Origin of the sequence: Micromonospora sp. NPDC005299 (genome assembly GCF_042872345.1) — a bacterium.
Lineage (GTDB): Bacteria > Actinomycetota > Actinomycetes > Mycobacteriales > Micromonosporaceae > Micromonospora.
Window position 1 is genome coordinate 83,277 of the sequence record NZ_JBIAKG010000006.1, and the last position, 21,804, is coordinate 105,080.

The 21,804-nt window shown below is 75.7% G+C and carries 23 protein-coding genes; 8 read left to right on the forward strand and 15 right to left on the reverse strand.

Going from position 1 to position 21,804, the window contains the following annotated elements; translation table 11 throughout:
• Positions 1–4 precede the first annotated feature (4 nt).
• Both ACFYPD_RS18635 and ACFYPD_RS18640 read right to left on the reverse strand, forming a co-directional pair.
• Positions 5–670, reverse strand: a complete 666-nt coding sequence (locus ACFYPD_RS18635) for a 4'-phosphopantetheinyl transferase (RefSeq protein WP_387114629.1) — start codon at positions 668–670, stop codon at positions 5–7.
• Positions 667–1,500: a metallophosphoesterase family protein gene (locus ACFYPD_RS18640; RefSeq protein WP_387114632.1), complete on the reverse strand. Its 834-nt coding sequence runs from the start codon at positions 1,498–1,500 to the stop codon at positions 667–669. Before ACFYPD_RS18640 ends, ACFYPD_RS18635 begins: the two co-directional genes overlap by 4 nt.
• 158 nt (positions 1,501–1,658) lie before the next feature.
• Between ACFYPD_RS18640 and ACFYPD_RS18645 the strand changes: the two genes are divergently transcribed.
• Positions 1,659–2,429: a hypothetical protein gene (locus tag ACFYPD_RS18645; protein WP_387114635.1), complete on the forward strand. Its 771-nt coding sequence runs from the start codon at positions 1,659–1,661 to the stop codon at positions 2,427–2,429.
• Here ACFYPD_RS18645 and pip read toward each other — a convergent pair.
• From pip to ACFYPD_RS18660, 3 genes are all read right to left on the reverse strand, one after another.
• Positions 2,422–3,378 (reverse strand): prolyl aminopeptidase, encoded by a 957-nt coding sequence (gene pip / locus ACFYPD_RS18650; RefSeq protein WP_387114638.1) that lies wholly within the window; start codon positions 3,376–3,378, stop codon positions 2,422–2,424. The genes ACFYPD_RS18645 and pip overlap by 8 nt on opposite strands.
• Positions 3,379–3,421: 43 nt before the next feature.
• Positions 3,422–3,796, reverse strand: a complete 375-nt coding sequence (locus tag ACFYPD_RS18655) for a hypothetical protein (RefSeq protein ID WP_387114641.1) — start codon at positions 3,794–3,796, stop codon at positions 3,422–3,424.
• Between the two features lie 85 nt (positions 3,797–3,881).
• Positions 3,882–4,751 carry an alpha/beta fold hydrolase gene (locus ACFYPD_RS18660; RefSeq protein ID WP_387114644.1) on the reverse strand — a complete coding sequence of 290 codons (870 nt, stop codon included), beginning with the start codon at positions 4,749–4,751 and terminating at the stop codon, positions 3,882–3,884.
• Positions 4,752–4,882: 131 nt separating this feature from the next.
• Here ACFYPD_RS18660 and ACFYPD_RS18665 point away from each other — a divergent pair, with 131 nt between their 5' ends.
• Complete coding sequence (locus tag ACFYPD_RS18665; RefSeq protein WP_387114647.1) at positions 4,883–8,053, forward strand: BTAD domain-containing putative transcriptional regulator; 3,171 nt, start codon at positions 4,883–4,885, stop codon at positions 8,051–8,053.
• Between the two features lie 19 nt (positions 8,054–8,072).
• On the opposite strand, the gene ACFYPD_RS18670 is transcribed toward ACFYPD_RS18665, so the two are convergent.
• From ACFYPD_RS18670 to ACFYPD_RS18685, 4 genes are all read right to left on the reverse strand, one after another.
• The gene (locus tag ACFYPD_RS18670) at positions 8,073–9,605 is read right to left on the reverse strand and encodes a hypothetical protein (protein WP_387114650.1); all 1,533 of its coding nucleotides are present in this window, start codon (positions 9,603–9,605) and stop codon (positions 8,073–8,075) included.
• Positions 9,606–9,762: 157 nt separating this feature from the next.
• Positions 9,763–10,725, reverse strand: coding sequence for an anti-sigma factor RsbA family regulatory protein (locus ACFYPD_RS18675; protein ID WP_387114653.1), 963 nt, complete (start codon positions 10,723–10,725; stop codon positions 9,763–9,765).
• Positions 10,722–11,549: an MEDS domain-containing protein gene (locus tag ACFYPD_RS18680; RefSeq protein ID WP_387114656.1), complete on the reverse strand. Its 828-nt coding sequence runs from the start codon at positions 11,547–11,549 to the stop codon at positions 10,722–10,724. Before ACFYPD_RS18680 ends, ACFYPD_RS18675 begins: the two co-directional genes overlap by 4 nt.
• A 103-nt stretch (positions 11,550–11,652) precedes the next feature.
• Positions 11,653–12,756: a hypothetical protein gene (locus tag ACFYPD_RS18685; RefSeq protein ID WP_387114660.1), complete on the reverse strand. Its 1,104-nt coding sequence runs from the start codon at positions 12,754–12,756 to the stop codon at positions 11,653–11,655.
• Between the two features lie 162 nt (positions 12,757–12,918).
• On the opposite strand from ACFYPD_RS18685, the gene ACFYPD_RS18690 reads away from it, so the two are divergent.
• Positions 12,919–13,377 (forward strand): GNAT family N-acetyltransferase, encoded by a 459-nt coding sequence (locus ACFYPD_RS18690; protein WP_387114663.1) that lies wholly within the window; start codon positions 12,919–12,921, stop codon positions 13,375–13,377.
• A gap of 21 nt (positions 13,378–13,398) precedes the next feature.
• Here ACFYPD_RS18690 and ACFYPD_RS18695 read toward each other — a convergent pair whose 3' ends face one another.
• Entirely contained in the window at positions 13,399–13,914 is a 516-nt protein-coding gene (locus ACFYPD_RS18695; protein ID WP_387114666.1) for a 2'-5' RNA ligase family protein, read from the reverse strand.
• 86 nt (positions 13,915–14,000) lie between these two features.
• Here ACFYPD_RS18695 and ACFYPD_RS18700 point away from each other — a divergent pair, with 86 nt between their 5' ends.
• A complete protein-coding gene (locus tag ACFYPD_RS18700) occupies positions 14,001–14,510 on the forward strand; it encodes a DinB family protein (protein WP_387114668.1) in 510 nt (169 codons plus the stop codon).
• On the opposite strand, the gene ACFYPD_RS18705 is transcribed toward ACFYPD_RS18700, so the two are convergent.
• Entirely contained in the window at positions 14,494–14,895 is a 402-nt protein-coding gene (locus ACFYPD_RS18705; RefSeq protein ID WP_387114671.1) for a hypothetical protein, read from the reverse strand. The two genes, ACFYPD_RS18700 and ACFYPD_RS18705, sit on opposite strands and share 17 nt — an antisense overlap.
• Positions 14,896–15,048: 153 nt before the next feature.
• Here ACFYPD_RS18705 and ACFYPD_RS18710 point away from each other — a divergent pair, with 153 nt between their 5' ends.
• Together ACFYPD_RS18710 and ACFYPD_RS18715 are read left to right on the forward strand one after the other, a co-directional pair.
• Entirely contained in the window at positions 15,049–15,432 is a 384-nt protein-coding gene (locus ACFYPD_RS18710; RefSeq protein ID WP_387114674.1) for an SCP2 sterol-binding domain-containing protein, read from the forward strand.
• A complete protein-coding gene (locus ACFYPD_RS18715; RefSeq protein WP_387114678.1) occupies positions 15,429–17,516 on the forward strand; it encodes a glycogen debranching N-terminal domain-containing protein in 2,088 nt (695 codons plus the stop codon). Before ACFYPD_RS18710 ends, ACFYPD_RS18715 begins: the two co-directional genes overlap by 4 nt.
• Positions 17,517–17,534: 18 nt before the next feature.
• On the opposite strand, the gene ACFYPD_RS18720 is transcribed toward ACFYPD_RS18715, so the two are convergent.
• The 3 genes from ACFYPD_RS18720 to ACFYPD_RS18730 all read right to left on the reverse strand — a co-directional run bounded on the left by ACFYPD_RS18720 (position 17,535) and on the right by ACFYPD_RS18730 (position 19,735).
• Entirely contained in the window at positions 17,535–18,236 is a 702-nt protein-coding gene (locus ACFYPD_RS18720; protein ID WP_387114682.1) for a Pr6Pr family membrane protein, read from the reverse strand.
• A gap of 75 nt (positions 18,237–18,311) precedes the next feature.
• Complete coding sequence (locus tag ACFYPD_RS18725; RefSeq protein WP_387114685.1) at positions 18,312–19,133, reverse strand: hypothetical protein; 822 nt, start codon at positions 19,131–19,133, stop codon at positions 18,312–18,314.
• A 95-nt stretch (positions 19,134–19,228) separates the two neighbouring features.
• Positions 19,229–19,735 (reverse strand): DinB family protein, encoded by a 507-nt coding sequence (locus ACFYPD_RS18730; protein WP_387114688.1) that lies wholly within the window; start codon positions 19,733–19,735, stop codon positions 19,229–19,231.
• A gap of 120 nt (positions 19,736–19,855) precedes the next feature.
• On the opposite strand from ACFYPD_RS18730, the gene ACFYPD_RS18735 reads away from it, so the two are divergent.
• Together ACFYPD_RS18735 and ACFYPD_RS18740 are read left to right on the forward strand one after the other, a co-directional pair.
• Positions 19,856–20,746, forward strand: a complete 891-nt coding sequence (locus tag ACFYPD_RS18735) for a DUF72 domain-containing protein (RefSeq protein WP_387114691.1) — start codon at positions 19,856–19,858, stop codon at positions 20,744–20,746.
• Between the two features lie 60 nt (positions 20,747–20,806).
• Positions 20,807–21,013: a GTPase activator gene (locus tag ACFYPD_RS18740; protein ID WP_387114694.1), complete on the forward strand. Its 207-nt coding sequence runs from the start codon at positions 20,807–20,809 to the stop codon at positions 21,011–21,013.
• Between the two features lie 122 nt (positions 21,014–21,135).
• Here ACFYPD_RS18740 and ACFYPD_RS18745 read toward each other — a convergent pair whose 3' ends face one another.
• Positions 21,136–21,774 (reverse strand): hypothetical protein, encoded by a 639-nt coding sequence (locus tag ACFYPD_RS18745; RefSeq protein WP_387114697.1) that lies wholly within the window; start codon positions 21,772–21,774, stop codon positions 21,136–21,138.
• Positions 21,775–21,804 lie beyond the last annotated feature (30 nt).

Sequence of the window (21,804 nt, forward strand, 5' to 3'; positions counted from 1 at the left end):
CGGTTCAGGGCTGCCGGGGCACGGCCACGGCCGTGACCACCAGCCCGCCGGCGACCAGCCAGCGGCCGTGCAGCGCGGCCAGCGGCGGGCCGCCGTCGGCGCGGGTGGCGTCGACCAGCACCCGGGCCGTGAAGCGCCCCGCGGCCGGGTCGACGGACAGTTCGGCGTCCTCGAAGCCGAGCCAGCGCCCCGTCAGCGGGTACCACGCCTTGTAGACCGACTCCTTGGCGCTGAACAGCAGCCGGTCCCAGTGCACGGCCGGGTCGGCGGCGCGCAGCCGGGCCAGCAGTGCCGGCTCGCCGACCGTGGTGACCACCTCGGTCACGTCGTCGGGCAGCGGCTCGTGGGGCTCGGCGTCGATGCCGAGCCCGGCCAGCGCGGTGTGCCGGGCGACCGCCGCGGCCCGGTAGCCGTCGCAGTGCGTGATGGTGCCGACCACGCCCGCCGGCCACCGCGGCTCCCGCCTCGGGCCGGGGCGGATCGGCGCCGGGGCGTACCCGAGGCGGGCCAGGGCCTCCCGGGCGCAGCGGCGGGCGGTGACGAACTCGCGACGGCGAGCCTCCACGGCCCGGGCGAGCAGGTCCTCCTCGCCGGGGTAGGGGGCCTCGCCGGGGATGTCGGAGAACGCCTCGACGGCGACCGCCCCCGGCGGGAGCAGGGCCTCGATCACGCGGCACCGCCGAGGATGCGTCGCATCGGCCGCGGCTCGCCGCCCCGCCGGCCCCACTCGCGCGGGTAGCCCAGCGACACCTCCTCGAAGCGCACCCCGTCGTAATGGGTGGTGCGGGGAATGTGCAGGTGCCCGTAGACCGCCACCGCGGCGCGGTGCCGCAGGTGCCAGTCGGCCGTGCGGTCGGTGCCGCACCACTGGGCGAACTCCGGATACCAGAGCACGTCGGTGGGCTGGCGGACCAGCGGCCAGTGGGTGACCAGCACGGTCGGCAGCGCCGGGTCGACGGCGGCCAGCCGCCGCTCGCTCTCGGCGATCCGCTCCCAGCACCAGGACTCCCGGTCCGGGTGCGGGTCGGGGTGCAGCAGCATCTCGTCGGTGCACACCACCCCCGCCGCGTACGCCGCGCGCAGCGACTCCTCCTTCGAGTTCGTGCCGGGGGCCCGGAACGAGTAGTCGTAGAGCAGGAACAGCGGCGCCACGGTGACCGGCCCGCCGTCGCCGCGCCACACCGGATAGTCGTCCTCCGGGGTGAGCACGCCCAGGTCGCGGCACATCGCGACCAGCGCGTCGTAGCGGGCCCGGCCGCGCAGGGTCACCGGGTCGGCCGGGTGGGTCCACAGCTCGTGGTTGCCGGGCACCCAGACGACCCGGGCGAACCGGTCCCGGAGCTGCCGCAGGGTCCGCTCGATGTCCGCGAACACCTCGCCGACGTCGCCGGCCACGAGCAGCCAGTCGTCCGCCGACTCCGGCCGCAGGCCGTCCACGACCGTGCGGTTCTCGGCGTACGACACATGGAGGTCACTGACCGCGAACAGCGCACCCGTCACCCGGTCGATCTTGCCAGCGCCGCACCCGGACCGGTAGGCGCGGGCTTGAGCGGTGTCGGGGGTCCGACGCAGAATGGCAGGCATCGGTGTCGCGACCCCGGCGGCGATGCAGGGCCGCGCGGGCTGAAACGTCGACTCTTCATGGAAGGGACGACGACATGCACGCGATGCTGCGTCGGCTCGACGATCTCGCCGCCCACCTCGCCACCCGGCCGGACACCGTGGCGCTGCTCGGCCTCGGCTCGGCCGGCGCCGACCGGCACCGCCTCGACGACCACTCCGACCTGGACTTCTTCCTCGTCGTCGCCGACGACGCGGTGGCCCGCTACGTCGACTCGATCGACTGGCTGGCGGCACCCTGCCGGGTGGCGTACAGCTTCGCCAACGAGCGCAACGGCCGCAAGGCGCGCTACGCCGACGGGATCTTCGTCGAGTACGCCGTCTTCACCGTGGCCGAGCTGGCCCGGTTGCCGTTCACCGGTGCCCGGGTGGTCTGGCAGCGCCCCGACGCGCCGGCCGGGCTGGCCGGCAGCGGTGCGACCCCGCGCCCCGCCACGCCGTACGACACGGTGGAGTTTCATCTCAACGAGGCGCTCACCAACCTCTACGTCGGCCTGCACCGGGAGTTGCGCGGGGAACGGCTCACCGCGGCGCGGTTCATCCAGTCGTACGCGGTGGACCGGGTGCTCGCGCTCCTGCGGCTCACCGAGCCGTCGGCGGCGCACCGGCGGGACCCGTTCGACCCGAGCCGCCGGGTCGAGCAGGCGTACCCGCCGGAGGTGCTGCCGCTGGCCGCCATGGTGCCCGGCTACCGGCACAACCGGGCGGCCGCCCGGGCCACTCTCGACTGGCTGGCGGCCCGGTTCCCGGTCGACCCGGCGATCGGCGAGCCGATCCGGGCGCTGCTCACGGACGGCGCGGTCAGGTGAGCAGGTCGGCGAAGTGGTCGGTGGCGCGGAGCAGTTCCCGGGCGATGCCCGGCTCGGCGGCCGAGTGGCCGGCGTCGGGCACGATGGTCAGCTCCGCCTCCGGCCAGCGCCGGGCCAGGTCGTACGCGGACACCGGCGGGCAGCACAGGTCGTAGCGGCCGTTGATGATCACGGCGGGCAGGTGGCGGATCCGGTCCACGCCGTCGAGCAGTTGCGTCTCGGTGAGGAAGCCGCCGTGCACGGCGTAGTGGGAGAGGATCCGGGCGATCGGCAGCGCCTGCTCCTCGGCGGTGAAGTGGGCGAGCACACCGGGGTCGGGGCGCAGCGAGGAGTTGACCGCCTCCCAGCGCCCCCAGGTGACCGCGCAGGCCTGGGCCTCGGCCTCGTCCGGCCCGTGCAGCCGCCGGTGGTACGCCGCCAGCACGTCGTCCCGCTCGGCGGCAGGGATCGGGGCGACGAAACGCTCCCACTCGTCCGGCTGGAGGTGGCGCAGGCCGCCCTGGTAGAACCAGTCCCGCTCGCTGCGCCGCAGCAGCAGCACCCCGCGCAGGATCAGCCCGGTGACCCGGTCGGGGTGGGCCTGGGCGTACGCCAGGCCGAGGGTGACCCCCCACGACCCGCCGAACACCAGCCAGGAGTCGATGCCGAGCCGCTCCCGGATCGTCTCCAGGTCGGCCACCAGGTGCCAGGTGGTGTTGCCCCGCAGCTCACCGAACGGGGTGCTGCGCCCCGCGCCGCGCTGGTCGAACAGCACGGCGCGGTAGCGCCGCGGGTCGAAGAACCGCCGTGCCGCCGGCACCAGGCCGCCGCCCGGCCCCCCGTGCAGGAAGACGACGGGTACGCCGTCCGGCCGCCCCACCTCCTCCACGTGAAGCTCGTGGCCGTTACCGACGGCGATCCGGTGGGTGGCGTACGGCTCGACGGGCGGGTACAGGCGTGGCTCGGTCATGCCGGACCATCCTGCCCCCTCAAGGCGGGTCGTGTGGGGACGGTCAGCAGGCGATGCCGCTGCCGAGGCTGTCGAGCAGGGCGTCGGCGACCCAGCCGGACACCCCGGTCGTGGTGTCCTTCAGGTAGGTCCAGGTGTAGGTGGTGTGCCCGTTCGCGCTGACCCGGTCGCCGTTGGTGAAGCAGTGGAAGTCGACGCTGTGGCTGAGCTGGCCGTAGCCCAGCGAGCCGCACGTCGTGTGGGGGCCGGTGCGGATGTTGACGTTGGTGGCGTTGAAGAGCGTGCCCACCTTGGTGTCGATGTTGGAGTGCGCGTGGCTGCACGTCGCGCTCGCCGGGCCCGCCGCGCTCACCACCGAGACACCGGTGCAGCCTGCCGTCAGTGCGACCGCGGCCGCGATGGAGGAAACCTTCCGCATGTCGATCAACCCCCGGTAATGAGCCCAACACGTGAAGTGATCCGAATATTTGCATCTTTCACGGTGCGGGGCAAGGGTGCTCCCCTCAGCGGGCCAGCAGCGCGCGCAGCTCCTTCACCACCTCGGCCGGGGCCTCCTCGGCCATGAAGTGGCCGTACGACACCGGCACGTGCAACAGGTCGGGTGCCCAGGCCCGCCAGCGCGCCGCCGCGTCGAAGCCGAGCGCCGCGCCCCAGTCCTGCTGGAGCACGGTCACCGGCATCCGCAGCACCGTGCCCGCCGCCCGGTCCGCCTCGTCGTGCGCGAGGTCGACGCCGGCCGACGCCCGGTAGTCCGCCACGATCGAGGGGACCGCCGCCCGGCAGGCCCGTAGGTACGCGGCCCGCACGTCGGCGGGGATCGCGTCCGGGTCGCCGGCCCAGAGGTCGAGGAAGTGGCCGAAGAACTCGTCCGGCGCGGCGCCGATCAGCCGCTCGGGCAGCCCCGGCGGCTGGGCCATCAAATAGAGGTGGAAGCCGACCGCGGCCGTGACGCCGTGCATCACCTCCCAGGTGTCGAGGGTGGGCAGCACGTCCAGCGCGGCCAGGTGGGTGACCGTCCCGGGGTGGTCCAGGCCGGCGCGGATCGCCACCAGGGCGCCCCGGTCGTGCCCGGCCAGGGCGAACCGGTCGTGCCCCAGCGCCCGGGCCAGCGCCACCACGTCGGCGGCCATGGTCCGCTTGGCGTACGCGGTGCCGTCGGTGTCGGCGGGCTTGTCGCTGTCGCCGTAGCCGCGCAGGTCGGGGCAGATGACCGTGTGGTCGGCGGCGAGGTCCGCGGCGACGTGCCGCCACATCAGGTGGGTCTGCGGGAAGCCGTGCAGCAGCACGACCGGGCTGCCGCTGCCGCCCACGGCGGCGTGCAGGGCGACGCCGTCGGCGACGGTGACGCGGCGCGACTCGAATCCGTTGATCATGAGACTTCCTCTCCGGGGGTGATCGGGTCCCGTCGAGCCTGCCCGGCGCCGGTCAGTGGCCGATCAGCATCGGATGAGTGCCCTGGTCGGGCCGCCGGTGCGCGGGCACCGGGCTGCCTAGAGTGGGCGGGGTGACAGACCCGCCGCGCCCACCCGGAGTGACCTTCGGGGTGCTCGGGCCGCTGGTGGCGGCCGGCGAGCGGGGTCCGGTGGGGCTGAAGGGCCCCCGGCAGCGCGCGGTGCTGGCCCGCCTGCTGGTCGCCCGGGGCCGCGTGGTCCCGGTCGACCGGCTCGTCGGCGACCTGTGGGCGGAGCCCCCGGAGGGCGTGGTCGGCGCGGTGCGGACCTTCGTGGCCGACCTGCGCCGGGCCCTGGAGCCCGACCGGCCGCCGCGGCAGCCGGCCCGGCTGCTGGTCACCGCCCCGCCCGGGTACGCGCTGGCGGCCGCCCCCGGGGCCGTCGACGCGGGGCGGTTCGAGGCGGCGGTCGGGGCCGCGGGGGAGTCGCTCGCGGCCGGGCACGCCGGCCCGGCGCTGGCCGCCCTGGACGACGCGCTCGCCCTCTGGCGCGGCCCCGCCTACGCGGAGTTCGCCGCCGAGTCCTGGGCGCGGGCGGAGATCGACCGGTTGGACGAGCTGCGGATGCTCGCCGTCGAGCGGCGCGCCGAGGCGCTGCTGGCCCTGGACCGGGCCGCCGAGGCCGCCGGCGACCTGCGCGCCCAGGCCGTCGCGCAGCCGCTGCGGGAGGAGACCTGGCGGCTGCTCGCGATCGCCCTCTACCGGGCGGGCCGGCAGGGCGACGCGCTCGCCGCGCTGCGGGAGGCGCGCGCCGTGCTGGTCCGGGAGCTGGGGGTGGATCCCGGCCCCCGGCTGCGCCGGCTGGAGGCCGACATCCTCGCCCAGGCCCCGCACCTCGACCCGACTCCGGTCGCCGCCCCGGCCCCGCCGCCCGCCGGGGGAGCGGGGGAGGAGCCCCGTCCCTTCGTGGGGCGCGAGGCCGAGCTGGCGAGCCTGGTGGGGCTGGCCGGGGAGGTGGCCCGCGGCGGCCGGCCCGCCCTCGCGCTGGTCTCCGGCGCCGCCGGCGCGGGCAAGACCGCGTTCGTCGAGGCGCTGGCCGACCGGCTCGCCGCCGCCGGCTGGACCCGCGCCGTCGGGCGGGTCCCCGAGTACGAGGGCGCCCCGGCCGCCTGGCCGTGGACGCAGCTCGCCGCCGCCCTGCCCGAGGCCGGGGAACCGCCGACCGCTCTCCCGGACGGTGGCGAGCCGGCCGTGGCCCGCTACCGGCTGCACCGGATCGCGGGCAGCCGGGTCGGCGCGGCGGCGCGGCGCGGGCCCGTGCTGCTCGTCCTCGACGACCTGCACCGGGCCGACGAGGACACCCTCGACCTGCTGACCGCGCTGTTCACCGGCCCGGAGCCGGTGACCGGGCCGGTGCTGGCCGTCGGCACGTACCGGGCCACCGGGATCACCCCGGCGCTGACCGGGGCCCTGGCCCGGCTCGCGCGCACCGAACCGGTCCGCGTCTACCTGGGCGGGCTCGCCGAGGCGGAGACGGAAGACCTGGTGCGGGCCGTGGCCGGTGCGGCGGACCCGGACACCGCGCGGGCGCTGCATCGGCGCAGCGGCGGGAATCCGTTCTTCGTCCGGGAACTGGCCCGGCTGCTCGCCGCCGAGGGAGCCGCCGCGCTGGAGCGCGTACCGGCCGGCGTGCGGGACGTCCTCCAGCACCGCCTGGCGCAGCTGCCCGAGTCGACCCGGACGGTGCTGGCACAGGCCGCCGTGCTCGGCCGGGACCTCGACGCGGAGGTGCTGGCCGCGCTGGTCGGCGAGGAGGCCATGCTGGACGCCGTGGACCGGGCCGCGCAGGCCGGGTTCCTCACCCCCGACGGCACCCGGTTCGCCCACATCCTGGTCCGCGACACCCTCTACACCGACCTGTCGGCGCCGCGCCGGGCCCGCTGGCACGCCGCCGTCGGGGCGGTGCTCGAACGGCTCCGGCCGGACGACGTCACCGCCCTCGCCCACCACTTCGGACAGGCCCCCGGTGCGGACGCCGCGACCCGGGCCGCCCGGTACGCCGCGGCCGCCGCCGAACGGGCCGAGCGGCACTGCCACCCGCACGAGGCGGCCCGCCTCTGGCAGCAGGCCGTCGCCGCCCACGACCGGGCCGGCGGGCACGACGTACGCGGGCGGCTGGCGGCGGTCATCGGCTGGGGCCGCGCCCTCGCCGTCACCGGCCACCTCGACCGGACCCGCCGGCTGCGGGCCGAGGCGGTCGCCACCGTCGAACGGCTCGCCGACCCCGGGCTCACCGCGGACGTGCTGGCCGCGTTCGACGTGCCGGCCGTCTGGACGCGCAACGACGACGAGGAGCTGTCCCGGCGGATCGTCGCCGCCGCCGGGGCCGCCCTCGCCGCGCTCCCCGCCGACCAGGCGGCCCGGCGCGGCCGGCTGCTCTGCACCCTCGCCCTGGAGCTGCGCGGCGACACCGGCGACCGGGGGCGGCGGGCGGCCGCCGAGGCGGAGGAGATCGCCCGCGACCTCGACGACCCGGCCCTGCTGGCCTTCGCGCTCAACGCCCGCTTCATGCACGCCTTCGACCGGGCCGGCCGGGCCCCGGAACGCGCCCGTATCGGCGCCGAACTGGTCGACCTGGCCGCCCGGCACGGGCTGGTCACCTTCGAGGTGCTCGGACACCTCATCGTGCTCCAGGCGCACTGCGCCCGCGCCGACCTGGCCACCGCCGACGCCCACGCGGCCGCCGCCGACCGCCTCGCCGCGCGCTACGAACTGCCCCTCGTCGGCGTCTTCACCGCCTGGTACGCCGCCCTCCGGCTGGCCGTCGCGGGGCGCGGCGTTGAGGCCGAGGCGGCGTACCGGGCGGCGGCCGTCCGGCTCGACACCGGGCAGATGCCCGGCATGGCCGGCGGGCTGCTGCCGTTCGCCCTGCTCTGCCTGCGGCTGTCCACCGGCGACGACCCCGGGCCGGCGCTGGCCGACGCCGCCCACCACGGCCCGTACGCGCCGTGGGTCCGGCCGTTGGCCCTGCTCGCCGCCGGGCGCCGGGACGAGGCCGCCGCCGCGCTGCGCGCCCTGCCGGAGTCGCCGCACGACCTGCTGCGTGAGGCCCGGCTCTGCGTGGCCGCGCGGGCCGCCCTCGCCGTCGACGACCGCCCCACCATGGCCCGGCTGCACGCCGCGCTGCGCCCCGCCGCCGACGAGCTGGCCGGCGCCGGCAGCGGCGTGCTCACCGCGGGTCCGGTGGCCCGCCACCTCGCCGACCTCGCCGCCGCCCTCGACTGACCACTCCGGCCAGGACGGGTCAGGCGTTGGCGGGGACGCCACCCTCCGGACCGGCCGCCGGCTCCCCGGTGACCTCCGCCTCGGGGGCGGGCCGCGGCGCCGGGGTGCGCACGGCGAACGCGTCGAAGCTCGGCCGGTCCAGGGAGGCCCGCTCCAGGAACGGATCGGCCGTGGGCCGGTCGCCGTCGGCCGGCTCGCCGGCCTCCGGGTCGGCCGACACGACCGGGGTGGCCACCACGGCCGGGGCCGGCACCGCGGCCGGGGCGGGCACCACCACCGGGGTGGCCTCGGTGGGCGTCGCGACCGGACGCGGAGCCACCATCGGGTACTCGGCCGTCTCCACACCGCCCGCGGCGGCCGCCATCACCGCCGCGGCGGCCAGGTCGGCGACCCGCTTGGCCTCCCGCTGCACCCGGGCCCGGGTCTCCTTCGCGTGCTGCTCGGCGAGGTCCGCCGCCCGCCGCGCGTCCGCCAGCCGCTTGGTCTCCGCGGTCAGGTCCCGGCGTACGCCGACCAGCTGCTCCTCCAGCGCGGCGCCCTCCTGCTCGACCGTGGCGATCTCCCGGCGGGTGTGCTCCAGCTGCTGGCCGACCGTCTCCAGCTCGGCCTGGAGCTGAGTCAGCGCCTCCTGCCGCTGCTGGATCTCCTGCTGCACCGTGGCGAGCTGCTCCTGGTGCGCCACGTTCTCCTCGTCGGCCCGCTCGCGGACCTCGGTGGCGTACTGCTGGGCCTCGGCGACCAGGGCGGCGATGTCCCGCTCGGCGGCGCCGGCCCGGTCGGCCAGCTCCTGCTCGGCCGCGGCCCGCTGCTCGTCCAGCTCCCGGGCCATGGTGGCCTGCCACTGGGCCAGTTCCTGCTGGGCCTTGCTCCGGTTGGCCTGCACCTCCTGCTGGATCTGCGTGCGCGCCGCCTTCACCAGCGCCTCCGACGCGGAGCGGGCCTGCTCGACCTGCTGGGCGCTCTGCTCGGCGATCCGCTTCGCCTCCTGCTGGGCGCGGTCGTGGGCCGCCTGCCCGTCGACGCGCAGCTTCTCCGTCAGCTCCCGGATCGCGGTCAGCTCCGCCTGCGCGGCGGCGTGCCGCTCCTCGTCCGCCTTCTCCTGCTCGGCCCGGCGGGTGGACAGCTCCTCCGCCAGCTCGCGCCGCTCCCGGTCCGCCTCGTCCCGCGCGGTGGCCAGCACCCGCTCCGCCTGCGCCTGGAGGTCGGCCGCGCGCTTCGTGGCCGCCTCGGTGATCTGCCCGGCCTGCTTCTCGGCCAGGTCGAGGATCTGGTCGACCATCGGGCCGAGGTCACGGAAGGACGCCCGGTCCACCTGCGTGGGGCGCTGGCGCAGCTCGGCGACCTCGGTCTGCGCCCGCTGCGCCTGCGCGGTCAACTCCCGCACCTGGGCGTACGCCCGGTCCCGGTCGGCCGTCACGGCGGTCAGTTCGCCGTCCATCTGCTCGACGTACCGGTCCACCTGGCGTTTGTCGTAGCCGCGCAGCGCCTGGTCGAACCTCGGTCGCGCGGACACGTCGTCGTGGGGTGCGAACGGTTCCTCGCCGTTGGACATGCGCCATCCTCCGTCGGTTCGCCAGCGCCAGGCCGGCGGATGACCGCCCCGCAGGGCATGATGAGGCGCAACGGTACCGCCGTCGGCGCGCGGGTTCCGCCCCGCCCCGCCCACGACCGCGAATGCGGGTCCACACCGGCCGTCCGGCTGAGCCGGCTCAGACCGGGAAGTACGGATTTCCGGCGGTCAGTCGCACGGTGAAGCCGTCCGCGTCCCGGTGCAGCGCCACGTGGTTGCACGACTGGTGGCTGATCCACAAGCCCAGGCCACCGGCGGCGCCGTTGCCCGCGGGCAGCAGGCCGGCGTAGGGGTCGGTGGGGCCGGGACCCCGGTCGTGCACGGTCACCACCATCCGGTCCGACGCGCTCCACAGCCGCATCCGCACGGGTGGCAGGCCGTGCCGAAGCGCGTTGCTCACCACCTCGCTGACCGACACGACCAGATCGTCGAGGTGGTCGCCCGGGAGCTGTCCCCAGTGTGCGGCGCGTACCGCGTCGCGCGCCTCGGCCGGGGTCGGGTCGACCAGCTCGACCGTCGGCGCCGTCCGCTGCACCGGGTCGGGCAGCATCAGGCGGTGCTCGGCCAGGTAGCTCGCCGGCTCGGTGTAGACGTCGGTCGGCACGTGGCTGCCGTCCGGCAACGCCACCCGGGGATGGGTCCGCGCCACGTCCGCCAGCACCCGCGACGGCGTGCTCCGCGCGTCGTACGCGCACATGCTCCACAGCGGGAAGTCGTCGTAGGCGTGGTTGATGGCCGACTCGTAGCGGGCCCACCAGTCCCAGGTCGCGCCGAGCACGGCCGGCGGCAGCTCGCCGACGATCCGGATCTGCCGGGCACCGTCGGCCACGTACGAGCCCAGCAGCTTCCGGTAGGCGCGGATCGCCGCGGTGGGGCGGGCGTAGAGCGGACCGCCGGGCAGGAAGGTGACCGCGGCGCCGGTGGGCAGGGCCCGGCGGACCAGCTCCGCGTTGCGGTGACCGAAGCCGACCACGGTCGGCTCCCCGGCCTCGATCCCGCCGAGCAGGAACGGCAGCACCACGGCCAGCAGGTGCTCGTCGGAGTCGTAGAGGATCGCCTCGTGGTAGTAGCCCACGTGACCGGCGGCGGCACCCGTCCTCATCGGACCACCTCCACCCGTACCTCGGCCAGGTCGAGCAGCTCGACCAGCCGGGCCGCCGCGGAGCGCGAGGTGCGCAGCACGGCGGTGGCACCGTGCCGGCGGGCGTGGTCGCCCAGGTGCAGCAGGCACCGGTGATCGACGAAGCGCAGCCCGGTCGCGTCGAGCACGAGCCGGCCGTCGACCGGTCGCGGGTCGGCCCGGTCCAGCGCGGCGGCGAAGAGCCGGTGGTTGGACGGGTCCAGCTCGCCGCCGAGCTCGACGACCGCCTCGCCGCCACCGGCGTGCAGCCGGAACAGCACGTCGGCGTTGGTCTCGGGGTGCATGCAGGCCAGCTCAGCGATCGCCGCGTCGCTCAGCTCGCGCCGGTCGTAGGCGCAGACCGCCGACATCGGGTGGTAGCGCATCCAGCGGTCGATGAGGTGCTCGTAGCGGGCGAAGGCCTCCCGCTGGGCCGCGGAGCGGACCAGCGCGGTGGCCTCGGCCACCACCCGCAGGCCGGTGTAGCCGGCGGCCAGCGCGTCGCCGGTGGCCGCCGCGTACGCCCGGACCTGCTTCTCCGGGTCGACGACCTCGTCGTGGCGGTAGGCCTCCTCGACGGGGAGCAGCCGGAGCGCGCGCCGGCGCAGCGCGGCGTCGAGACCGGGGAGACGGTCCAGCCGGCGCGCCAGGGAGTCGGGGTCCCCGGGGGCGACCAGCCAGACCTGCTCGCCGGCCGCGAGGCCCGCGGCCAGGTGGGCGACCGCCCGGGCGTCCAGCGCCGCCGGGTCGTCGTAGGCCAGGCACAGGTGACCGTACGTCGTCGACGACTCGCTCCCGCTGGTCACTCGGCCTGCCCCACCCGGCCAGTCTAGGTCCACCCGGCGCCCGGCCACCTCTCGGCCGCCCCACCCCGGCCCGGCGGAAGTCCCACCGGGCCGGGCAGGGGCGTCAGCCGAGCTGGAGGTTCCGCCAGGCGGTCGACTCCAGCGGAGGGTCGCCCAGCTGGAACTCGGCCCAGTTGTTCCAGTAGGCGACCGCGTCCACGTCGTTCTGCTGCCGCAGCCAGGTCACGTGGTCCCGGATCGCCTGGGCCCGGCCCGCGCCGGTGGTGTCGGCCGTGGTCCGGCTCATCCCGTACTCGGGCACCAGCAGCCGGATCCCCGGGTACGCGGCGCGTACCTTGCCGAACGCCACCCCGAACATCCGCGCCACCGGCCAGTACGTCGCCGTGTCCCGCGAGTAGCAGTCCACGCCGTAGTGGGTCATGCCCGGGTAGCCCCAGTCGGCCGGGCTGCCGCGCCCCTCGTCCAGCCAGTAGCGGGTGACGATCGGGCCGTGCCCGAGGACCCAGCGCCGGTTCCGGTGGGCGGCGACGATCTGCGCCACCCGGGTCGCGGTGGTCCGGTACGTCGCCGGCGCCACGTCGCCCATCGGCTCGTGGTACCAGGTCAGGTAGATCGGCCGGCTCAGCCCGTCCAGCCAACCGGTCAACTGCTCGACGTCGTCCTTCCACGAGACGTGCATGACGGCCGACGGGGCGTCGACGAACTTGCCGGCGTTCAGCGGGGGCAGCTCCGGCAGAGCGTCCGCGTCGCCGCCGTCCGTGCCGAAGTCGCGCATGTAGCGGATGCCCGGGTACTCGGCCACCGCCCGCTGGGTCCGCGCTCCCTTCTCGGTGCTCATCCCGACCAGCAGCGGCACGGTCAGGGTGGTGGTGGCGGTGCCGGTCCGGCCCGCGGCGTCCCGGGCCGTGGCGGTCAGCGTGACCGTGCCCCGGCCGGCCAGCACGGTCACCGTGAAGCGGGTCGGGTCGGTGGGGTTCGGCGTGACGGTCACGCCGGGCGACGTGCTGCCGAGCTGGACGGTCAACGGCACGCTGAGATCCACCCGGACCGGGCTGTCCCAGGCGGCGCCGGTCGGGTCGCTGACCCGGCCGGAGAGGGTCAGCAGCCGCGAGTCGGGATGGTAGGCGTCCACCCGGACGGTGGTGGACTGCCCGGGCAGCAGGACGGTCGAATCGGCGGTGACGGAACGGATGACGGGTGCGGCCATGGGGTGCCTCCGAAGGCGTGCTCGTGGGCGCTCCGGCCGCACGTCCTCGGGTGGCCAGGACCGCCTTGACCTGCGCTTTTACCAGCTTGCTTCGTTCCGGCGGCATCGCCATCAGCGGCGGCAGATGGCGCAAAACCCGGTCCCGGCCGCATCCTGGACGGCGTGAAGATCACCGTACGGGAGCTGACCGCGTCGGACTGGCCGCGGCTGTGGCCGATGCTGCGCGACATGGGCGTCGGCGACGAGCCCGCCGAGGTCCACCGGGAGCGGTTCCTGCTGCTGCTCGCCGACCCGCGCTGGGTGCTGCTCGGCGCCGTCGACGACGACGGGCTGAGCGGGTACGCCGCCGCCCAGGACCACGGGCCGCACCTGCGCTCCGGCGACGCGCACCGCACGGTCCGACTGCACGACCTGCACGTACGCGCGGACCGACACCGGCGCGGCGTGGGCCGCGCGCTGCTGACGGCGATGTCGGAGTGGGCGGCCGGGCGGGCCCGCCACCTGGAGTGGCAGGCCCACCGGGAGCGGGCGGCGCCCTTCTACGAGCGGCTCGGCTACCGCGGCGACCCCTGTCCGCAGCCCGACTACCCGACCTTCCTGGTCGACTTCGGCCCGCGCTGACCGGGGCGCGAGGGGTGGGCGTCAGCCGAGCGGGTGGGAGATGCCCCGGGCGTGGTCGGTGACGGCGGCGCCGACCACCGTGGCGGTCACCGGCAGCACCTCCAGGCAGCGGCGCACCGCCGCGGCCATCAGCGCGTTCGGCACCCGCATGGACAGCGTGCAGTGGGGCACCCAGCGGCCCGGCTGGTAGTGCTCCACCAGGCCGATGCCGGCCCGGGCCAGCCGCTCGTGCACCGCGCCGTGGTGGGCCAGCAGCTCCGGCGTCGGGGCCGGACCGAGCCAGAGCACCCGCCCGACGAACTGCCCGGCGTGCTGGAACTCCAGCCGCAGGGGGGCGGCCACGACCATCCCGGCGAGCGCCTCGGCGACCCGGTGCGGGTCGAGCCGCGGCGCGACCGCCAGCGAGACGTGTGGCCGGTGCCGCTGCTCCAGCAGCGACTTCATGCTCTGCACGCCCTCGGCCTCCAACGCGTCCCAGAGCACCCGGATCCGCCGGGTGGCGTCGGTGTCGAGATACAGCTCCAGCGCCGCGACCACGCGATCACCCTAAGGGGGTGAGGTTTGCCGCCCGGCCTGGGCGGTACTGCCTGCGGTGGCACCGACGGCGGAGGAGCGTGGGACCCGTGGACGTGAACGACCTGCTGACCGAGGCGTACGGCCGGCTGCCCGACCTGGTGGCGGGGGCGCTCGACGGGCTGAGTCCGGAACAGCTGCGGCAGGCACCGGCCGCCGGGGCGAACCCGGTGGGCTGGCTGGTCTGGCACCTCACCCGGATCCAGGACCACCACGTCAGCGACGTGCTGGGGGAGGAGCAGCTCTGGGCCGGCGGCAACTGGGCGGGGCGGTGCGGGCTGACCGCCGACCCGGACGACATTGGATTCGGGCACGGCCCCCAGCAGATCGCCCGCGTGCGGCCGGAGGACGGCGGGGTGCTGCTGGACTACCACCGGGCGGTGGTGGACCGCACCCGGGCGTACCTGCGCGGGCTGGGCCCGGGGGACCTGGACCGGGTGGTCGACGAGAACTGGGACCCACCCGTCACTCTCGGGGTGCGGCTGGTGAGCGTGCTCGACGACGACCTGCAGCACGTCGGTCAGGCCGCGTACGTGCGCGGGCTCATCCAGCGGGGCTGACCGCCGCCTGGGCGCGGCGCAGCGCGGCGTGCCCGAGCAGGTGGAACGCCTGCGCCTCCGGGGAGGTGCCCGGCGCGGGTGTCCGCCCACACCTGGCGGCTGTGGAGCAGGTGGAACAGGGGCCGTCGGCGGCCCGGGGCTCCCGGTCGACCAGCCAGTCGAGCTGCGCGTCCAGCGCGGCGGCGTAGCGCGGGTCCCCGTCGGTCGTGGCCGCGTGGCGGACCGCCTCGCCGCAGGCCGCGCCGTTGACCGCGCCGGCCTCGCCGGACACGTCGCCGAGCCCGAGGTCGAGCAGGGCGTGCCCGGTCACCCCCTGCTCCCACGACTGGCGTTGCATGGCCAGCAGCGCGGCGAGCACCCGGTCGGTCGGGGCGTCCCCGGTCATCCCCATTCCTCCGGACTACCCGGTTTCGTCCCGGCGCACCAGTCCGGCTCACCCGGACGAGGTGAGTTGGGCTCACCCGACCGGCGGGGACGCTGCGGGAGCGGGCGGGCCTGCCTGGCGGGGAGCCGCAACCACGGACACGGGGAGGGACCGATGAGCGCCACGGCGGCGGAGTACCTGGCGCGGCAGCTCGCCGGCCGGCACCCTGACCTGCCGGAGACCACCGCCGGCACGCTCCGCCTGGACCTGCGTGACGGGGCGCGGACCGATCACTGGTATCTGACCATCGACCACCAGGAAATCCGGGTGGATCGTCTGGCGGACGAGGCCGAGCTGGTGATCGGCGCCGACCGGGAGGTGTTCGACCGGATCGCCACCGGCCGGCTGACCCCGGCCGCCGCGCTGCTGCGCAACGACCTGACGGCGCAGGGGAACCTGCGGCTGCTGCTGAGCCTGCGCCGGCTCTTCCCGGGCCCGCCCGGCGCCCGGCACCCGCGCGAGGTGGCCGGCGGTCGGAACCGGATGGGGGCAGGATGAAGCAGGAACTGGTGCACGTCCTGTCCGGCAACACGTTCGCGCTCAGCGACGCGCAGGGCGACATGGAGGCCGAGCCGTCCGCCCCGATCGGCCTGTTCTCCTTCGACACCCGTTTCCTGTCCCGCTGGGTGCTCACCGTGGACGGCGAGCGGCTGCATGCCCTGTCCCGGGACGAGCTGGCCTACTTCGAGACCCGCTTCGTGCTGGTACCCGGCGCCGCCAGCCACTACGTGGACGCCGACGTCTCGGCGATCCGGCACCGGTCCATCAACGACAGCTTCAACGAGCGGCTCACCGTGCTGAACCACTCCGCCGAGCCCGCCCAGTTCACCGTGCGGATGGAGATGGGCAGCGACTTCGCCGACACCAGCGAGATCCTCCGCCCCGGGCCGCGAAGGCCGGTGGTGGTCGCCGACACGGCCCGCCGACAGCTGCGGATCTGCCACCAGCGGAGCCGGTTCACCCGGGAGACCGTCGTCACCAGCACGGCCCCGGTGGAGGTCGACCAGCGCGGCATGACCTTCCGGATCCAAATTCCCCCGAACGGCGAGTGGCACACCGACCTGCACGTCAACATGATCATCCACGGGGCCAAGGGACGGGATCTGCGGGCCAGCCTGGAGTTCCACCGCCGGCACGTCCACCAGGACATGCGGGAGGACCTGGCCCGCTGGTTCGACCACGCACCGCAGCTCATCGCCGAGCGGGAAACCCTGATGTCGGCGTACCGGCAGGCGCTGACCGACCTGGCCTCACTGCGGTACACGCCGCTGTCGTACGTCGACCGTGTGCCGGTGGGCGGCCTGCCCTGGGCCATGGCGCTGTACGGCCGGGACGCCATCATCACCTGCCTGGAGACGTTGCCGTTCACCCCGGAGCTGACTCCGGCGACACTGCGGCTGCTCGCCCTGCTCCAAGGCGGCCGGCTCGACGACTACCACGACGAGGAGCCCGGGAAGATCCTCGCCGAGCTGCGGTACGGCGAGTCGGCGGCCTTCGGCGAGCAGCCCACCGCGTTCTACTACGGCGCGGCCGACACCACGCCGCTGTTCGTGGTTCTGCTCGACGAGTACGAGCGCTGGACCGGCGACGTCGACCTGGTCCGGCAACTGCGTCACCCGGCCCGGATGGCGCTGGACTGGATCGACGAGTACGGCGACTCCCTCGGTGACGGCTACCTGCGCTACCAGCCACGCAACACGGTCAACGGGGTGGCCAACCAGACCTGGCGGAACTCGCCGGGGGCCATCGTCGACCGGCACGCCGTCGAGCCGCCGTACCCCCGGGCGACCTGCGAGTTGCAGGGGTACGCCTACGACGCGAAGGTGCGGGGCGCCCGGCTGGCCCGGGAGATCTGGGGCGACCCCGGGTACGCCGACCGGCTGGAGGCCGAGGCCGCGCGGCTGCGCGAGCGGTTCGACCGGGACTTCTGGCTGCCGCACCGGGGCTACTACGCGCTGGCCCTCACCCCGGACGGGGAGCCGGTGGACGCGCTCACCTCCCACCTCGGGCACCTGCTGTGGAGCGGCATCGTCGAGCCGAAGCGGGCCGACGCGGTCGCCGCGCACCTGTCCGGCCCGGAGCTGTTCTCCGGCTGGGGGGTGCGCACCTACGCCACCGGGCAGCGGCCCTACAACCCGGTCGGAGCGCACCTCGGCGCGGTCTGGCCGTCGGACAACGCGCTCGTCGCGGCGGGCCTGCGCCGCTACGGGTACGACGCCGAGGCGGCCCAGGTCACGGCCGGCATCCTCGCCGTGGCGGAGACGCTCGGCGGGTCGGTGCCGGAGGTGCTCGCCGGCTACCCGCGCGAGGTCACCAAGTACCCGGTCCAGCTGCCGGCGGCCGGCCGACCGCAGTCGTGGGCCTCCGGTGGCCTGCTGATGCTGCTCGGCACCATGCTCGGGCTGCGCCCGTGCGGGGAGAACCTGCTGGTGAACCCGTACGTCCCCGACGGCTACGGCCGGATCGAGCTGCTGGACGTGCCGGGTCGCTGGGGGCGGGCCGACTCCTACGGCCGCGACCGCACCACCCGCCGACGGGTCCGGGTCGGCGGCGCGGCCGGTCGGCGACGTGACCCCGGGTGACCGGCGACCGCCCGCCGGTCAGCGGGGCCCGGCTGCGCTCTCCTCGGGTACGACGGCCGACGCCGGGGCCGGCTCCGCCGGCACGCCCCCGCGGGCCCGCCCGGCCAGCCCCCGGTCCACCCCGACGAAGAGGATCCCGAGCAACCAGAAGGCGACGGCGAAGAGGAGCGCGCTGAACCCCACACCGCCGTAGCCGAGCTGCCCGACGTCGAGGAACGGGTACGGGTAGCGGTGCACGACCAACCCCCGCACCAGGGCGAACCCGAGGTATCCGAGCGGGAACGCCAGCCACCACGCGGCGTACCGCGGGCGCAGCCGGCCGCGCCGGTCGAACAGCGCCCAGTCGGTGATCGCCAGCAGCGGCACCACGGTGTGCAGGAACTGGTTGCCCCACCATTCGCCCGGCCCGCGGTCCGGCTGGACCATCGCGAACGGGCTGGCCGGGTTGGCCAGCACCAGGTGGTAGACCGTGCCGGTGATGGTGATGTAGAGGGTCACCGCGCCCTTGAGCGCGCTCGGCGGCTCCGGGCGGCCCTGCCAGGCCCGCCAGGCGGCGTACCCGGCGAAGACCCCGACCGCCACGTTGCTCTGGATGGTGAAGTACGGCAGCAGGCCGGTCACCGTGGCGGGGCCGAGCGCGGTGAGCACGATGCCGGCCACCACGCCGAGCACGACGGCCAGGCGGAAGGGGATCGCCAGTCGGCGACGCCGCGGAGTCACCGGCGCACGCTACCAGCCCGTCCGGTGTCGATCACCGGGCGAGCGTTCGCCGGTTGGGCTGTGGCCGGGCGGGGGTCAGCGCCGGGAGAGACGGACCGGGGCGGGTTTCCGCGTCGGCGGCTTGCCCGGCCGGGTGGTCGGCGCGAGGCCGGCCGCCGGGCTGCTGGGCGCGGGCTCCGGCCGACCGGTGACGCGGGTCGTCGGTCCGGTGCCGGGCGGTTGCGTCGGGTCGGCGCTCGGCTCGGGCTGTGTCGGGTCGGTGCCGGGCCCGGTCGGCTTGTCCTTGCCGTGGAGCAGCCCGTCGCAGTAGCCGGGGACCTTCTCCGGGCCGCCGGCGGCCGAGACCAGGGCGGCGAAGGGAGGCGCCTCCAGGGCCCGGCCCCGGTCCGCGTCGTTCTTCGCCCGGTAGGCGGTGCAGAGCCCGGCCAGCGCGGACGGGCTGCTCGGCCGGTCGGTCGGGCCGGCGGCCGGGGTGGTCGGGGTGGTCGGGCGGCTCGGGTCGGTGGTCGGCGTGGCCCGCCCGTGGGTGCCGGCACCGGGGGACGGCGTGGGGTGGGCGCCGCCACCGCCGCGCAGCGGGCCCGGCAGGCTGCCGGTGACGGCGGCCAGGGCCACACCGCCGGTGGTGGTGGCGAGCAGGGCGCCCAGGGCGAGCTTGGCGCCGAGCCGCCCGGCGTGGAGCCGTCGCCGGGGATGGGACACCGCCACCGGACCGCCGGCCTGCGCCACGCGGAACGCCTGAAGGGCCGCCCCCTCACCGGTGAGTTCGTGCGGGCGGGGAGCGGCGCGGACGGCGGCGAGGAACCGGACGAGCGCCTGCGGACCGTCCTGCGCCTCGACGACGGGGCCGACGAGCAGGCGCTCGACGGTCTCCTGGTCCATGCGGTGTCCGTTCATCTCGTGTCCCTCAGCGCCGCCACTGGTTGTGGCGTCACACCGGAACCCGCCATCCGCCCCGTTCGGGCGGGTGACCTCGGTCACCGCCGCGCGGGTCAGCCCATGGTCTTCGCCCCGTCGATCGACTCGCGGAGGATGTCGGCGTGCCCGGCGTGCTGCGCGGTCTCGGCGATGAGGTGCAGCAGCACCCGGCGCACCGTCCAGCTCGCGCCCGGCTCGAACCAGGGTGCGCTGGGCAGCGGGTGCGCGGCGTCGAGGTCGAGCGTGGCGACCAGGCCGTCCGTCTCGGCGGCCACCCGGTCGAACTCGGCGAGCAGCCCGTCGAGCGTCTCGCCCTCGGTCATCCGGAACTGGCCGACCCAGTCGACCGGCTCGCTCTGCATCGCCTCGGCGCCGCCCACCGCGAACCGCATCCACCGGTGCTCGGTGAGGGCCACGTGCTTGACCAGGCCGCCGAGGCAGAGCTCGCTGGCCGTGCTGCGCCGGGCGGCCTGCTCGTCGTCGAGCCCCGCCACGGTCTGCCGGAGGAAGCCGCGGTGCCGCTGGAGGGTGGTGCGCAGATCGGCCCGCTCGCCGCTGAGGACCTGGTCGGAGACGCCCATGCCGCCCGCCTTTCTGTTGGGGACCGGGCACACCGTACGACCCGCCACCGACACCTTCCCGGTTCCACACCGGACCGTCCCGAGTTGCCGTTTCGTCCGGATCGCGGTGCACTGAATTACATGGGTGTCATCAAGGTGGGCACGTCCTCCTGGGCCGACCAGATGCTGGTCCGCTCGGGCTGGTATCCCCGTGCGGTCAACACCCCGGCCGGCCGGCTCGGCTGGTACGCCGAGCGGTTCGGTCTGGTCGAGGTGGACACCTCGTACTACGCGATCCCGGCGCCGGAGGTCGCCGCGGGCTGGGCGGCCGCCACCCCGCCGGGCTTCACCTTCGACGTCAAGGCGTTCCGCCTCTTCACCGGCCACCACACGCCGATCGACGCGCTGCCCCGGGACCTGCGCCCGGCCGGCGGCCCGAGCCGGATCCGCTGGCGCGACCTGTCCGCCGGGGCGTACGACGCGCTCTGGGACCGGTTCCACGCGGCGCTGGCGCCGCTCGCGGCGGCCGACCGGCTCGGCGCCGTGCTGCTGCAGTTCCCACCCTGGCTGGCCCGCAGCGACGCGGCCCGGCGGCGGATCGTGTCCGCGGCGCAGCGGTGCCGGCCCTGGCCGGTGACCGTGGAGCTGCGGCACTCCTCCTGGTTCACCGAGGACGCCGTGGTCGACACGGTGACCTTCCTGCGCGAGCACGGGCTCGGCTACGTGTGCGTGGACATGCCGCAGGGCCACGCCTCCTCGGTGCCGCCGATCCTCGTCGCTACCGCCGACCTCGCGGTGGTCCGGTTCCACGGGCACAGCAGCGACTGGGAGAGCGGCGACAAGCAGGAGAAGTTCCGCTACGCCTACGGCGACGAGGAGCTGCGGCGCTGGTCCGTGCTGCTGCGCGACCTCGCCGACCAGTGCGCCGAGCTGCACGTGCTGCTGAACAACTGCTGCGGCGACCAGGCCCAGCGGGACGCCGCCCGCCTCGCCGGGCTGCTCGGCGTCGCGCCCGCCACCACGCCCGCCTGAGGTTTCCTCCGGTACGTCCCGGGTACCGGCGGTGCCGAGGACCGACAGCGAGGGGGACGCGTGGACGAGCGACGGGACGAGCCCGGCGGCCTGACCCGGGACGGCCGGGATCCCCGGGCGACCCGGGAGGCCGAGGAGGCACACGGCGGCAGCATGGCCCCGGGCCTGGTGGACGACACCGGGCACCCGGCGGCCGAACCGCCCGTGCCGGAGAACGAGCCGTCGGCCCTGGGCCGGCCGGGGGAGGAGGACGGCACCGGTTCCTGACCGGGTGGGTCGACGCCCGGGGCGGTCGCCCCGGGCGTCGGTCGTTCTCGGTCCGGCCGCCGTTCACGTGCGCCGCGCGGTCGGCGCCCCACCCCGATGTGGGCCGCCGACCGCGGGGCGGGTCACTTGCCGGCCATCGCCATCGGTCGTCTGGACGCGCCCATCCCGCCCATCCCGGCCATCCTTCCGATCGCCATCGGGGCGCTCGCCAGCCCGCCGGCCCGGCCGAGCAGGCCCCGCAACACCTGTCCGGGCTTCTGCTGCTCACCCATGTACGCCGACACCACCACGAGCGCGCCGGTCATCGCCGGGATGGCCCACTGCAGCAGCTTCATCTGCCGCTGCGAGGAGGCGACGTTCGCCGGCGTCTGGTAGTTCGGCTCGGTGGCCCCCTCGACGGGCGGCCCGCCCGCCTTCTGCAGCCGCATGCCGAGCAGCCGGCTGTAACCGGTCACCGCCAGCGCGCCCACGGTCAGCGCCGTCTTCAGCGTGCTCATCCTGGCCACTCCGGACTGGCTGGCCACCCGTGGGCTCTCGGTCACCAGCTCGCCGACCGCGCCGGCCAGGTGCGCGCCGATCGCGGCCGCGTTGACCGGGGTCCAGCGCGCCCAGCCGGCCGAGGCGACCGGCAGCCGTTGGGTCGAGTCGTCGATCTTCGCCGCCGCGCCGTTGACGCCGAGCGCCCCCATGAGCGAGCCGCCGAACCAGGCCGCCAGGCCAAGGTCGTGCATCGAGCGCAACGCGGTGTGCCGTTCGGACATCTGATCCCCCTCCGCCGTGTTCGGGCGGTG